The sequence below is a fragment of the Chloroflexota bacterium genome, from assembly GCA_016235055.1.
Classification (GTDB): Bacteria; Chloroflexota; Anaerolineae; order JACRMK01; family JACRMK01; genus JACRMK01.
This window is the reverse complement of sequence record JACRMK010000057.1, coordinates 50783-63889: the sequence shown is the minus strand read 5'-3', so window position 1 is coordinate 63889 and position 13107 is coordinate 50783. Positions and strand designations below refer to the sequence as shown.

Genomic DNA, 13107 nt, shown 5'->3' with positions numbered 1-13107 from the left:
AAACCAGGCGAGCCATGTTGCGACTGTTCCGCCATTTCGATTGGGTGCTGTTTGCCTGCGTCCTCATCCTGTCGGCCTTCGGCGTGGGGATGATCTACTCCGCCGCGCCGCCGCAGGGCGAGTTGATGGACGAGTTCTACGTCCGCCAGTTGCTGTATGTGGTGGGCGGCATCGTGCTGATGCTGATCTTCACCCTGGTCGACTACCGCTTCTGGGAGCTCTGGCCGTTCCTGCCGTACATCGCCGCGGTCGGCATCCTGGGGCTGGTGGCCGCCAGCGGCCAGTCGCAGTTCAGCGCGCAGCGCTGGCTCAGCCTCGGCTTCCTGCCGGTGCAGCCGTCCGAAATCGCCAAAATCCTGATCATCATCTCGCTGGCCAAGTTCCTGGCCGATCGCGACAGCCATTCGCAGCGCTGGTATCATATCCTGTTCGCACTGGTCTTGATGAGCATTCCGGCCGCGCTGGTGTACCTGCAGCCCAACCTCGGCACGGCCATCGTTTTCCTCGTCATCGGCGTCGGCATGCTGCTGATGTGGGGCATGCGCGCGCGCTACCTGTTGATCATGGCTGCCCTGGTCGGCATTGGCGTTCTCATCTTTACGTTCACCGCAGCCGATTACCAGAAGCAGCGCATCGCCACGTTCCTGAATCCCGACAACGATCCGCTCGGTTCCGGCTATAACGTGCTGCAGGCGCGCATCACGCTCGGCTCCGGCGGCTGGACCGGGCAAGGCTACTTGAGCGGCACACAGAGCCAGTTGCGATTCCTGCGCGCGCGGCAGACCGACTTCATCTTCTCCGTCGTCGGCGAGGAGCTCGGCTTTGCCGGCAGCGCAGCATTCATGCTGTTACTGATCGTGGTGTTGTGGCGCATGCTGCGCGCCGCCGAGCTGTCACGCGACGTGTACGGGCGGCTGATTGCGGTCGGGCTGGCGCTCATGTTCTTCTTCCAGTCGGTTGTCAATTTGGGCATGAACGTCGGCCTGCTGCCGGTCGCGGGCATTCCACTCCCGTTTCTGAGTTTCGGCGGCAGTTCGGTGGTCAGCATATTGATCGGACAGGGGCTGATCCAGAGCATCCTGCTGCGGCACCGGCGGCTCGCGTTCGAGTAGCACGGCGCGCCGGCATTTCATCGGTTCGTACCAACCTAGCCAATCGCACGACGAGAGTCCTCGACATGTCCACGGTTCGCGTTCGCTATGCGCCCAGCCCAACGGGCGCGCCCCACGTCGGCAATATTCGTACCGCGTTGTTCACCTGGCTGTACGCGCGTCATCACGGCGGCCGCTTCATCGTCCGCATTGAGGATACCGACCAGGCGCGCGAGGTCGAAAACGGCCTGCAGCTCATCATGGAGTCGCTGCGCTGGCTCGGGCTCGATTGGGACGAGGGGCCTGACATCGGCGGCCCGTTCGGGCCTTACAAGCAGTCCGAGCGGCTGCACCGCTACCAGCGCTGGGCCGCGTGGCTGGTGGAGCGCGGCCACGCTTATCGCTGTTATTGCAGCCCCGAGCGGCTGGAGCAGATGCGCAAGGAGCAGGAAGCGCGCAAGCTGCCGCTGGGCTACGACCGCCGGTGTCGCTTCCTGTCCGAGGCCGAACGCGCACAAAAAGCGGCCGAAGGTATCGTGCCGGTCATTCGGCTGGCTGTGCCGCTGGAGGGCCAGACCACCTACTACGACCTGCTGCACGGCGACGTGACGGTGGACAATAAGACGATTGACGATCAGGTGTTGCTGAAATCCGATGGCTTCCCGACGTACCACCTTGGCGTGGTCGTCGACGACCATGAGATGCAGATCACGCATGTCACGCGCGGCGATGACTGGATCTCGTCGGGCCCGAAGCACGCCCTGCTGTATCGGTTTTTCGGCTGGGAGATGCCGGTGCTGGCGCAGTTGCCGATGATCCTCGGCGCGGACCGCAAGAAGCTGTCCAAGCGCCACGGCTCGACCTCGGTCGTCGAGTTCCGCGACCAGGGCTATCTGCCGGAAGCGATGCTGAACTTCCTGGCGCGCCTCGGCTGGTCGTATGACGACAAGACCGAGATCTTCTCCCGCGCGGAACTGATCAGCCTGTTCGATCTCGACAAGGTGCACCCGTCGGCCGCAATCTTTGACGTGGAGAAGCTGAACTGGCTGAACGGGCACTATATCCGCACGCTCGACACGCTCGATCTGGCGCGCCGCATCCGCCCGTTCCTGGACGCTGCGGGTATCGAAGTCGACAACGACCTGCTGCTGCGCGTGGTTCCGCTGGTGCAGACGCGCATCAAGACGCTCAAGGACCCGGTCGAGCTGGCCGGCTTCTTCTTCGTCGACGATGTGCACCCAACGCGTGACGCCATGCTCGGCAAGGCGTTTGCCGCTCAACCGAATGCCGCGCGCGCGGCGCTGGAGGCGGTGCGCGCCGCCGTCGCCGTCGTGTCGCCGTTCGAAGCGGCCGTGCTGGAGACCGACTTGCGCGCGCTGGCGGAGCGGCTGCAGATCAAGCCCGGCAACCTGTTCACGCTGATACGCGAAGCGGTCACGGCGCGAACGGTCACGCCGCCGCTGTTCGACACACTGGCCGTGCTGGGCCAGGCCCGCACGCTGGCGCGCCTGGATGCTGCAATTCGGATTGCCGGGTAGCGCGTATATACGGAGCATCGTGCGGCGCGCCATCAAAGGCGCGCGACTGGATAGTACTGGAGGGACGGATTGAAGCGAATTGCCATGCTGAGCGTGCATACCTGCCCGCTCGCCATGCTGGGCGGAAAAAACACGGGCGGCATGAACGTCTATGTGCGCGAGTTGTCGCGCGAGTTGGGCCGCCGCGGCTATGCCGTCGACGTATTCACGCGCTGCGAAAGCCAGATCCATCCGCCAATCGTCGAGCTTGGCCCCAACGCGCGGGTCGTGCACATCTGTGCCGGACCGCTTCAGCACCAGGAGAAGAACCGGCTGTACGAGTACCTGCCCGAGTTCGTGCGCGAGGTGGCCGAGTTCGCAGACATGGAAGGCTGCCGCTACGATGTGATTCACAGCCACTACTGGCTGTCCGGCTGGGTGGCGCGCGAGTTGCAGGCGCGCTGGCGCGTGCCGGTCGTGCAGATGTTTCACACATTGGGCGCCATGAAAGACAAGGTGGCGCGCCCGGACGAATCGCGCGAACACCCGCAGCGCATCGACACCGAGCGCGAGATCATGCGCTGGGCCGACCGCGTCGTCGCCGCCACGGAGTTGGACAAGCGCCAGATGGTCACGCTGTACAACGTGCCTGGCGATCCGATCCGCATCGTGCCATGCGGCGTGGATCTGGCCCTCTTCCGGCCCACCGACCAGGCGCATGCCCGGCAGGAAGTCGGGCTCGACGCCGGCTCCAGCACGGTGTTGTTCGTCGGCCGCATGGAGCCGCTCAAGGGCATTGACGATCTGCTGCACGCCATCGCGCTCATTCAGCGCAACGGCAACATGCCGTGCAGCAGACTGTCGCTCATGCTGATCGGCGGCAGCGCCGAAGACCACCCGGACGCCATGACCGGCGAGATGGGGCGGTTGATTCAGATGCGCGATGCGCTCGGGTTACAGGAGATGGTGGCCTTTCTCGGCGCGCAGGGCCAGGATATTCTGCCGTTGTACTATGCCGCCGCCGATGTCGTCGTGATGCCTTCGCACTATGAATCGTTCGGCATGGTGGCGCTCGAGGCGATGGCGTGCGGCACGCCGGTCATCGCGTCAGATGTCGGCGGCCTGTCGTATACCGTCGTGGATGGCGTGACCGGGTTTCTGGTGCCGGCCAAAGACCCCGACTCGTTAGCCGACGCTATTTGCCACGTTCTCAACGATCAGGTCTTCCGCGACACGCTGGGTCAGCAGGCCGCCCGCGCCGCGCGCAGCTACGGTTGGGAGCGTATTGCTGACCAGATACTGGCAGTGTACGACGAAGCGGAATCCGCCTATCGGGTTCGGGATGCAGTCTCAGCGACTTCGACCGAGCGCTGGCATCAGGCACAGCCGGCCTGAGATGGACTACCTGTTCATCGCGCCGCATTTCGACGATGTGGCACTGTCGTGCGGAAAAACCGGTGCAGCATTGTGATTCATACTGGATTGACGAAAGCGAATTTGCTCCCGACCTAAAGGAGGCCCTGGAGGAATGTCGAGAGACATAATTGGGGGTGTATCCTTTCCCGACCGACCTCGTCTATATGGTCAGAGCCGGCCTACCTTGATGTGTCGGACGCGATCTACCGGCGCAAACCACGCAGCCGCCCACTGGCGCACTCTGCCGGCTCGCTGTTCGGGCGCGGCTACGTCGTGGAATCGCCGCTCGTCGCTAAGGTCGCGCGCCGACTCACGGCACTGGCCGGCAGCAGACACCACATGCGCGTCGCCGGACGCCACTTCGGTCATCTGCTTACACGCGAAGCCGCGCGTCAATTGATTGAGTCAGGCGCAATCGCCCTTAACTCAATAGGAGTAGAACCGGATGGACGACAGCGAATTGGAATTTCAGATAATCTACGACACCTATCAGCCGAGAATACTTCGCTATCTATTGCGACTGGTGGGCGAGCACGAGGCAGAAGACCTGACTCAAGATGTTTTCGTAAAGGTCAGTCGAGCGTTGAAGACATTTCGAGGCGAGTCTCAACTGTCGACGTGGTTATATCGAATTGCAACCAATGCCGCATTTGATAGGTTACGCAGTCCGTCTTTCCGGAAAAGGTTATCGGAAAATTCAACTGAGATCGGTGAAGCAGAGGTTGATGATAAAGACGTATGGACCGGGGAAAAGACGCATTCAGTTGAACAACAGCTTGTTCGGAAGGAAATGAACGAGTGCATTCGGGACCGCATTGAAAGGCTTCCGGAGAACTACCGACCGGTTCTGGTGCTTAGTGAGTTGGAGGGGCTAAGCAACAAAGAGATCGCGGAACTTCTGGGAGTCAGCCTGGATACGGTCAAGATCAGATTGCATCGCGCCAGAGAAAGACTCAAGGTAGAACTGGTGCGGCATTGTGATTCATACTGGATTGAGGAAAACGAATTTGTTCCCGATCTGAAGAAGGCCATTGAGGAATTTGGAGCGACACATTAGGGGTGTATCCTTTCCCGACTGGCCTCGTCTATAGGTCAGAAAGGGATGATATGCCATGAAAATCAGACGATATGGAACTGGCCGGCCTCCATCCCGCAAACTCGGAGGCAAGCCATGATCTCGACGATCAAGCGCTCCATAGTCGGCGTGCGGGCTTTTGCTGTTGTCTGGTTCGGGCAAGTGATCTCGTTCATAGGCTCGGGCATGACCAGTTTCGCGTTGGGTGTATGGGTCTATCAGACAACAGGTTCCATAACGCAGTTCGCGCTCACTTCGCTGTTCATAATCCTGCCAAGAGTTGCGTTGGGCCCGCTGGTGGGCGCGCTGGTAGACCGCTGGGACCGCCGGAACGTCATGATCATCAGCGACGCGGGGGGCGGTCTCAGTACGCTCTCCATCGCATTGCTGATCCTGGCCGGCCGGTTGGAGATCTGGCACATCTACCTCGCCATCTTCATCTGCGGCATCTTTGACACGCTGCGCTGGCCGGCCATGACGGCGGCAACGACACAACTGGTCCCCAAAGAGCAGTTCGGCCGCGCCAGCGGCCTGCTGCAAATCGTGTCGGCAGGCACACTGCTCGTCTCTCCGCTCGTCGCGGGGGTGCTGATCGGCACGATCGGACTTCAGGGCGTGATCCTCGCAGACTTTATGACTTTTCTCATCGCAATCCTGACGCTCCTGCTCGTCCGCATTCCCAGGCCCGAGACCACCGCCGAGGGACAGGCAGGCAAGGGCTCGCTTCTGCATGAGTCGGCGTATGGCTGGACGTACATTACGGCGCGTCCCGGGCTGCTCGCGCTGCTGGTGTTCCTTTCCATCGCGAATTTCCTGATGGAATTGGACGCGGTGCTATTCACGCCCATGATCCTGTCTTTCGCCTCGACCGCCACGCTCGGAATGGCACTATCGCTTGGTGGCATCGGTTATCTGGTGGGCAGCATCGTCATGAGCGCATGGGGCGGCACCAAGCGCCGCATCCATACCGTGATGGTTTCTATGCTGTTGGTCGGATTGTTCATGGCTCTGATCGGACTGCGCGCCTCTATCCCCCTCGCCACTGCCAGCCTATTCCTATGCCTTGTTTTCTATCCAATCACTATAAGTGCCAACCAGGCGATCTGGCAGAGCAAAGTCGCACCGGATGTGCAGGGTCGGGTTTTTGCGATCCGGCAAGCGTTCTTCCTAGCGACGCCGCTGCTTGCTTATCTCATCACCGGGCCGCTGGCCGATGGAGTTTTCGAGCCCTTGCTGCGGGTGGATGGACCATTGGCTGGAAGCTTAGGAGAGATCATCGGCGTAGGCCCGGGGCGAGGCGCAGGCTTGCTGTTCATCAGCGCAGGTCTATTCCTTATGCTCGCATCGGTGATCGGCTATTTGTATCCGCGCCTGCGGCTGGTCGAGGATGAGCTGCCGGATGCGGTGGCCGTTCAAGCAGCCATGGCGGAATCAGGCATGTCGTCGCCAGCTTCACTGTCGGCGACGAATTAGGAGTGTATCTTTTCCCAAATGACTTTCGTCTGTAAAGTCAGAAAGGAGCGAACAGTAATGAACCTCGATAATCGGATTCAAGCATTGATAGCCGTCGGAGCATCAATCACCGCAAATTGCCAGCAGTGTCTGCAAGCCACCGTGAACATGGCGTTGGAAAGCGGGGCCAAACCGCAGGAGATCGCGGAAGCAGTTGAAATCGGAAGACGGGTAAGGAAGGGCGCAGGAGCCAAAATGGACAAGTTCGCCTTACGCCAAAACTACACCGCCCTCTCCACGGCTAGCGAAACAGATGGCGAGTGTGGGTGCGGGTCCTAAGATAGATGCCCAGATTCAACTTTCATTAGGAGACAAAATGAACAAGCCACGAACAATCAATCTGGATTTCGAAACGCTTGCTTGGGGTACGCTTATTCTCTGGTGGGGCATCCGCTGGTTGTTCGCATTCTTGCCGAATGGCACAGGCTTGATCGGCACCGGCCTGATTTTACTCGGCCTGAATGCCGCACGATCGCTGAGCGGTATTCCCATCAAAGCCAGTACGACCGCGGTCGGCATTCTCGCGCTCGTGTTGGGCGCAGGGCTGGTGTTAACGACTTCGGTCTTGCATCTGTCGGTCGAACTGCCGGTCTTTGAGACCTTGCTGATGGGGCTTGGTGTGATCGTGCTGGCGCGTGCCTTCAAGAAGCCAGAAACGACTACCGGGGCGGTGCGTAAGACAGGCTTCGGGGACTTGCGTTAACGCGCGTTTCGAGGCGGAGTGCCCCCGAAGCACTCCGCCTAAATGCCTCTGCGACAAATAGAGGTCTAACACCATATGCAGCCGGCCACCTTCGGCGCGGTTACGCATGACGCGTTTTGCCAGCAATTGCTCTGGTTATTAAGGCGAGTCTCGCCAGACCCGGCTGAACCCGTCACCAAGCCGTTGCGCCAACCGCAGCCAGCCTGACATGGACTATCTGTTCGTATCGCCGCACTTCGATGACGTCGCCCTTTCGTGCGGCGGCTGGGTCAGCCATCTGGCGCGCACCGGGCGCCGCGCGGCTGTGCTGACCGTCTGCGCCGGCCGACCGGGCAACGCTCCCCTCTCCGCGTTCGCTCGCGTACAGCATCGCCAGTGGGGCGAGCCACGCGATCCGATTGCGGCACGCCTGCGCGAAGACGGCAAAGCGGTACGACTGCTTGGCGCGGAGCCAGTCTATCTCGACGTGCCCGATGCCATCTATCGGCGCAAAGCGAACGGGCGGCCGCTTGTAAACTCCGGACGTACGCTGTTCGGACGCGGCTATGCACCGGAAGCTACTCTGATCGCACACATCGCGCGGCAGATCAAATCGCACACACATGGCAAGCGCAGCAGTATCATCGTCGCGCCGCTCGGTGCCGGGCGACATGTTGACCACCTGCTCACGCGCGACGCCGTCCGTTCGGTTCTGGCGGCTGGTTACATGGTGCTCTGGTACGAGGATTTCCCCTATGCGGAAGCGCGCGGCGCCGTCACCCGCGCCCGGCACGCGCTAGGCCGTGCCGGCTGGATCGCCGCCGCGCACCCAATCGACGTGCGGCGCAAGATCCGCGCCGTGGCCGCCTACGCCTCGCAGATGCATTCCACCTTTCGCGGCCCGGCCGATATGGCGCGGCGCGTCGAAGCCTACGCACGCCGCACGGCCGGCGGCGACGACTACGCCGAGCGTATTTGGGCCATCGGCGGGACTGTGCTAGAATAAACGCCGCACTGGGGCGTGGTGCAATCGGCAGCACGACTGACTCTGGATCAGTTGATTGAGGTTCGAGTCCTTGCGCCCCAGCCAAACAACAACCCCCGAGCGATCGGGGGTTGTTGTTTTGTCCGCCCGCCATGCGATCAGTGACCACAAGTTATGAAAACCTGCGGGGGCTTGATACGCGCCATCCGCGACGGTCGTGGCAATCACCTGTCGGGGTATAGCCGAAAACTGTCGGAGGGCAAGAAGCCAGCCGCGGCCCACCAACCCGTCATTCGGCATGATCTTAGCCGGAATCCAGTCTGGGCAACCACGGCTTGGACGCTTGCCACATGCGGATATGGATGCCGGCGGTGGTCAGCGGCTTCCCGCCGCTGACCGTTAACCGTCCGCTGGCGTGAGGCCAGCGGACAACGACGCGCCGGCATGACGGACTGCAGAGTTCCGACAGTTCGTTGGTATACCCCACCGGTCGCCACGCGTTGCACGCCAGCGCGCCTGCAAGTATAATCATGTCAACACGATGGTGCGGCACGTGCCTGTCCTTATGCAGTTTCACGCTGCCGATTCTCTGGCGCTCTGCCGCGCGGGAACAATGGGACGGCAGGCTGCGGGTGTGAGGTTATCACACTGACAGCGTCGCCGGCCTGCGCAACGCAATCGCATGCCGATACGGGCACCGGTTAGCGGACTTCAATAGCTCGGACACGGTTTCAATGATGAAACGCAGTTGCCTCTTCTGGGTCAGTGTGTTCCTGACGTTCTCGATCGGCTGCTTGCTGTTGAGCATCGCCATTCTGATGCTGTTACCCGCAGAGTGGTTGCCGCAGTTCGGCGCGAACGCGGACGACGAAGGCGATGCGCCGCTCCCGGTGGTCATCACCACCGATCCCGTGATCGCCGTCTCCCCAGTGTTCACGCCCGCGGCCGAGTCGGTTGGCACGCCGTTGCCCACGCCGACCGAGCTTCCCGCACCCACGCCAATTCCCGCGCCCACGGTTACACAGGCACAGGTCAACTTCGTTGCCGACATCATGAAGCCGCTGGCCGCGGAAGCGGCCCGGCGACGGCGCGCGGCGCAAGATGCCAACCCGGCCGGCTTCGCAACGCGCATCGACGCCCCGTTCAACGCCAACCGACTCAACTTCCTGGTGACCGGCTATGGCGTAACGTACGAGCCGCCCTACCCGCCAACCTACAAGGGCCATGTCACGCTTTATTCGCTCGATCTGAACACGCTGCAGATCAGCACCGTAACACTGAACCACGACATCCGCGCGCCCGAAGTCGAGCGCTACATGATGCGCGACGGCAAGAAAGTCGGCCCGTCCAAGCTCGACCGCGCCCACCTGGCCGGCGGCTTCCCGCTCGCGCGGACCACGGTGGAAGACGCCACCGGGCTCAATGTCGATTTCCAACTGGTCTTCCAGGATTTGGTCGTCAAGAATATCGTTGACGAGGTGTTCGGCGGGCTGCTCGTCGACGTGCCATACGTGTTCGACGCGGCGCCGATCGTGTTTGCCGACAAGCAATACCCCGCGCTGCGCTACGCGCAAGGCAAGCAGAAACTGAACGGTTTGCAGACGCTGCAATTCATCAAGGCGATCAACGCCCAGCTCGGCAAGACCAAGTACGATCCGCGCAAAGAGCCGGCTGTGCGCAAGCAAATCGTCGTTACGGCGGTACTCGACAACATAAAACGCGAGACGACCAACCCCGTGTTCTGGGCCAGGTTGGCGAACTTCCTGCGCCGTACGCTGGATAACAAGGAAGTTGAATACGATTTCGATGCTGCGTCGCTGCTGTTCCAGACCATCAACCAGTATGTCGCGCGCGGCGCGCAGGGCGAGAAGATACCGCTCACCATCACACGCTCGCTGTTCGTGGTCGATCAGGCGATCGGCGATGGCGGCGTGCAGTGGGTCGGCACCAGCGCCAATCCGATCATGGTGCGCGATATCAAGAACGGCGTCTACCCGGAACTTTCGATCTCCGTGCCGACTGGCAAGGCCGACCCGTATGCGCCCGATCTCGCCGCCAACTACTGGACATCGGTCCGCCAGCTCGTGAAGAAACGCATCTCGCCCTGAGATGGCTATGCGCCGCTACCTTGTATTCCTTCTACCATGCCTGATCGCAGCTGCCGCAGTCGCCGCGCCCGCGACACGCGCGCCAATGCAGGCTGTTCCACATGCGCCGCACGTGGCGTCGTATCAAATGGATGTTGCGCTCGACCCCGCTGCGCGGACGGTGGCCGGCACCGAGCGGATCACCTATACCAATCCATCGGGCGACACGCTCGACGAGGTGTGGCTGCGGCTGTACCTGCGCGCCTTCAACAGTCCCGACACCGTCTGGATGCGCGAATCGAAGGGCGATAGCCGGGGCTTTGCGTTCAATGCCGGTGCGCCGGGCAACATCACGGTCTCGCGCCTGGCGCTCGACGGGGTCGATCTGTTGGCGACGGCGAGCATAACCGATACGTTGATGCGCGTGCCGCTGCCCCGATCGCTGGCCCCCGGCGCCAGCCTGTCGCTCGACGTGGCCTGGACGAGCCAACTGCCGCGCGTGTTCGCGCGCACGGGCTACGGCGGCCGCGACAACACCTTCTTCATGGTCGGGCAGTGGTACCCGAAGCTGGCCGTCTACGATCGCGGACGGTGGGATACCGAGCCGTGGCACGCCAACAGCGAGTTCTTCAACGACTTCGGCCGCTACGATGTCCAAATCACGCTGCCGCGCGCGTATGTGGTGGCCGGCGTCGGCGAACCGGTCGGCAACGCGGACGATGCAGGGAACGGCCTGCAGCGCGTGCGCTTCACGGCCACCGACGTGACCGATTTCGCGTTTGCCGCGTCGCCGGATTTTCAAGTCCACACGCAGCAGACCCCCACGTCTGATGTGTGGCTCTACCTGTTACCGGAGCATGCGTCGTATCGCGACGAGTATCTCGGCGCAGCCAGCGGGTCATTACAGGCGTACAGCCAATGGTATGGAGCGTACCCGCACAGCCGCATCTCGGTCGTGGACGTGCCCGATGATGCGGGCGGCGCGGGCGGCATGGAGTATCCCACGCTGATCACCGGCGGCACCGTTGGCGCGCCCGGCGGCCTCGGGCTGATCGCGTACGTGGTGGCACACGAAATGGGCCACCAGTGGTGGCCGATGCAGACCGCCACCAACGAAGGGCGCGAGCCGTGGCTGGACGAAGGACTGACGGAATACATCAGCCTGCGCTACATGCTGAATGCGCGTGCGCGGCTGGGCGGGGCGCTCGGCATCAGTCCGTTGTTGCTTGACAGCTTGCAAGCGCGCGGCGGGGACGGTGAGCCGATCAATCGACCGGCATGGGAGTACGCGACCATCGCGTATGGCGGCGCGGTATACAGCAAGTCCGCACTCGGCTTCTTGACGCTTGAGCGCACGGTGGGAAGCAACGCGATGCAGCGCGCGCTGGCGGACTACCTGAACGCGTACCGCTGGAAACATCCGAACGGCGCTGATTTCCGTGCCAGCCTCGAAGCGGCGCTGAATGGCGCCGATCTGCGCTGGTTCTTCGACGAGTACGCGCGCGGCGGAGATATCGACTATGCCGTTGGCGAGATCGCAGATACGCCATCCGAAAGCGCCGTAGCGGTCCGGCGCACGGGAACTGTGCATGCACCCGTTGACGTGCAGCTCACGCTGGCCAGCGGCCGGATCCAGGCGCAGGCGTGGGACGGCCGGGGCGACGATACGCGCCTCGCGGTGCCCGCGACCGATCCGATCGTCCGCGTGGAGATCGACCCGCAGAAGAAGCTGGCGGCCGAAACAGACGTCTTGAACAACGCTGTGAGCCGGCGCATCGAACTCGACGCCGCCACAGCGCTCGCCGGCCGCCTGATGGTGTGGTTCCAACTGCTATCGCAGTGGATGGGGCTTTTCGGATGACACGCCCGGGACTATTGTCGATCCTGCCGGCCGCCTGGCGCGACGCCCGGCGCGTCCGGCTCTGGCTGCCGCTGTTCGGGCTCAGCCTGATGCTGGCGGTCGTGCAGACCTGGCCGCTGATCGACAATCGCGCGCTGCACAACCCATACCTTAACGACCTCGCAACGGGCGGCTCCGACGCATGGCTGCTGGCGGCGCTGTCCAATCCCCAGGGCGCGTCGATGTTGACGGCGTTGTACCTGCTGTCGACCGTCGTGCTGACGGCGGTATTCGCCGGCGCGTACAACTTCATCTCGGGCGCCATGCTGGCGGCGTGGGCGGGCCAGTCATCGTTCTGGCGCGGGGGCGCGCGCTACTTTCTGTCGTTTGTCGTGCTCGGACTGTTGCTCATCATCGCCGGTACCATCGGCCTGGCGATCGGCGCAGCGCTTATGGCAACGGGCAGCGGGCTGGTCGGCGGCATAGCGGCGGTCGTTCTGCTCCAGTTGGTCAACGTCATCGGGGAATATGCGCGCGCGCTGGCCGTTTCCCGCCAGCGCCGCAACCCGTTCGCAATGGCGGCACGCAGCGCGGGCTTTGTGGCAAGGCACTTTCCGGCGGTAGCACTGTTAGCCGTGCTCGGGCTGCTCGCGCAGGCGGCACTGCTTATCATGCTGGCGCAGGTTGGCGCGACCGTCACGATCTGGTCGCCGCTGGCTGGCGTCATCGTCCAGCAGATGTTCGTCTTCGGCATCCTGTGGGTCAAAGTCCTGCGACTCGCGGTCGCCGCGCAGCTTGTTCGCGCCGAGGGCGCAGCGACCGGCCCGGCCTGAAGCTCACAAGCGCTGGCGTTCGCACACGAAACGGGAAGCGCTCTGGCTTCCCGTGAGTGTTGTTAATGC

The 13107-nt window shown here is 62.5% G+C and carries 11 protein-coding genes and 1 tRNA gene; all 12 read left to right on the top strand.

Annotation, left to right across the window (positions count from 1 at the left end):
* Positions 1–14 precede the first annotated feature (14 nt).
* The 12 genes from rodA (at position 15) to HZB53_14835 (ending at position 13038) form a co-directional block, all read left to right on the top strand.
* Positions 15–1112 carry a rod shape-determining protein RodA gene (gene rodA, locus HZB53_14890; protein ID MBI5878934.1) on the top strand — a complete coding sequence of 366 codons (1098 nt, stop codon included), beginning with the start codon at positions 15–17 and terminating at the stop codon, positions 1110–1112.
* A gap of 65 nt (positions 1113–1177) precedes the next feature.
* A complete protein-coding gene (locus tag HZB53_14885) occupies positions 1178–2629 on the top strand; it encodes a glutamate--tRNA ligase (GenBank protein ID MBI5878933.1) in 1452 nt (483 codons plus the stop codon).
* Between the two features lie 114 nt (positions 2630–2743).
* Positions 2744–4003, top strand: coding sequence for a glycosyltransferase (locus tag HZB53_14880; protein MBI5878932.1), 1260 nt, complete (start codon positions 2744–2746; stop codon positions 4001–4003).
* 466 nt (positions 4004–4469) lie between these two features.
* A complete protein-coding gene (locus HZB53_14875; GenBank protein ID MBI5878931.1) occupies positions 4470–5081 on the top strand; it encodes a sigma-70 family RNA polymerase sigma factor in 612 nt (203 codons plus the stop codon).
* Between the two features lie 114 nt (positions 5082–5195).
* Positions 5196–6572, top strand: coding sequence for an MFS transporter (locus HZB53_14870; GenBank protein ID MBI5878930.1), 1377 nt, complete (start codon positions 5196–5198; stop codon positions 6570–6572).
* Positions 6573–6629: 57 nt separating this feature from the next.
* Positions 6630–6890 (top strand): carboxymuconolactone decarboxylase family protein, encoded by a 261-nt coding sequence (locus HZB53_14865; GenBank protein MBI5878929.1) that lies wholly within the window; start codon positions 6630–6632, stop codon positions 6888–6890.
* Between the two features lie 37 nt (positions 6891–6927).
* Positions 6928–7314 carry a hypothetical protein gene (locus HZB53_14860; protein ID MBI5878928.1) on the top strand — a complete coding sequence of 129 codons (387 nt, stop codon included), beginning with the start codon at positions 6928–6930 and terminating at the stop codon, positions 7312–7314.
* Positions 7315–7522: 208 nt separating this feature from the next.
* On the top strand, positions 7523–8299 hold the full coding sequence (locus HZB53_14855) for a PIG-L family deacetylase (GenBank protein MBI5878927.1): 777 nt from the start codon (positions 7523–7525) through the stop codon (positions 8297–8299).
* 9 nt (positions 8300–8308) lie between these two features.
* A tRNA-Gln gene (locus HZB53_14850) sits at positions 8309–8383 on the top strand.
* A gap of 629 nt (positions 8384–9012) precedes the next feature.
* Complete coding sequence (locus HZB53_14845) at positions 9013–10386, top strand: LCP family protein (protein ID MBI5878926.1); 1374 nt, start codon at positions 9013–9015, stop codon at positions 10384–10386.
* Positions 10387–10471: 85 nt separating this feature from the next.
* Positions 10472–12226 (top strand): M1 family metallopeptidase, encoded by a 1755-nt coding sequence (locus tag HZB53_14840; GenBank protein ID MBI5878925.1) that lies wholly within the window; start codon positions 10472–10474, stop codon positions 12224–12226.
* Positions 12223–13038, top strand: coding sequence for a hypothetical protein (locus tag HZB53_14835; protein ID MBI5878924.1), 816 nt, complete (start codon positions 12223–12225; stop codon positions 13036–13038). The genes HZB53_14840 and HZB53_14835 overlap by 4 nt, the downstream gene beginning before the upstream one ends.
* Positions 13039–13107 lie beyond the last annotated feature (69 nt).

Coding starts and splice junctions, on each gene's coding strand:
- HZB53_14865 (MBI5878929.1), top strand. CDS start 6,630: ATGAACCTCGATAATCGGATTCAAGCATTGATAGCCGTCGGAGCATCA.
- HZB53_14840 (MBI5878925.1), top strand. CDS start 10,472: ATGCAGGCTGTTCCACATGCGCCGCACGTGGCGTCGTATCAAATGGAT.
- HZB53_14855 (MBI5878927.1), top strand. CDS start 7,523: ATGGACTATCTGTTCGTATCGCCGCACTTCGATGACGTCGCCCTTTCG.
- HZB53_14870 (MBI5878930.1), top strand. CDS start 5,196: ATGATCTCGACGATCAAGCGCTCCATAGTCGGCGTGCGGGCTTTTGCT.
- HZB53_14845 (MBI5878926.1), top strand. CDS start 9,013: ATGATGAAACGCAGTTGCCTCTTCTGGGTCAGTGTGTTCCTGACGTTC.
- HZB53_14880 (MBI5878932.1), top strand. CDS start 2,744: ATGCTGGGCGGAAAAAACACGGGCGGCATGAACGTCTATGTGCGCGAG.
- rodA (MBI5878934.1), top strand. CDS start 15: ATGTTGCGACTGTTCCGCCATTTCGATTGGGTGCTGTTTGCCTGCGTC.
- HZB53_14875 (MBI5878931.1), top strand. CDS start 4,470: ATGGACGACAGCGAATTGGAATTTCAGATAATCTACGACACCTATCAG.
- HZB53_14835 (MBI5878924.1), top strand. CDS start 12,223: ATGACACGCCCGGGACTATTGTCGATCCTGCCGGCCGCCTGGCGCGAC.
- HZB53_14885 (MBI5878933.1), top strand. CDS start 1,178: ATGTCCACGGTTCGCGTTCGCTATGCGCCCAGCCCAACGGGCGCGCCC.
- HZB53_14860 (MBI5878928.1), top strand. CDS start 6,928: ATGAACAAGCCACGAACAATCAATCTGGATTTCGAAACGCTTGCTTGG.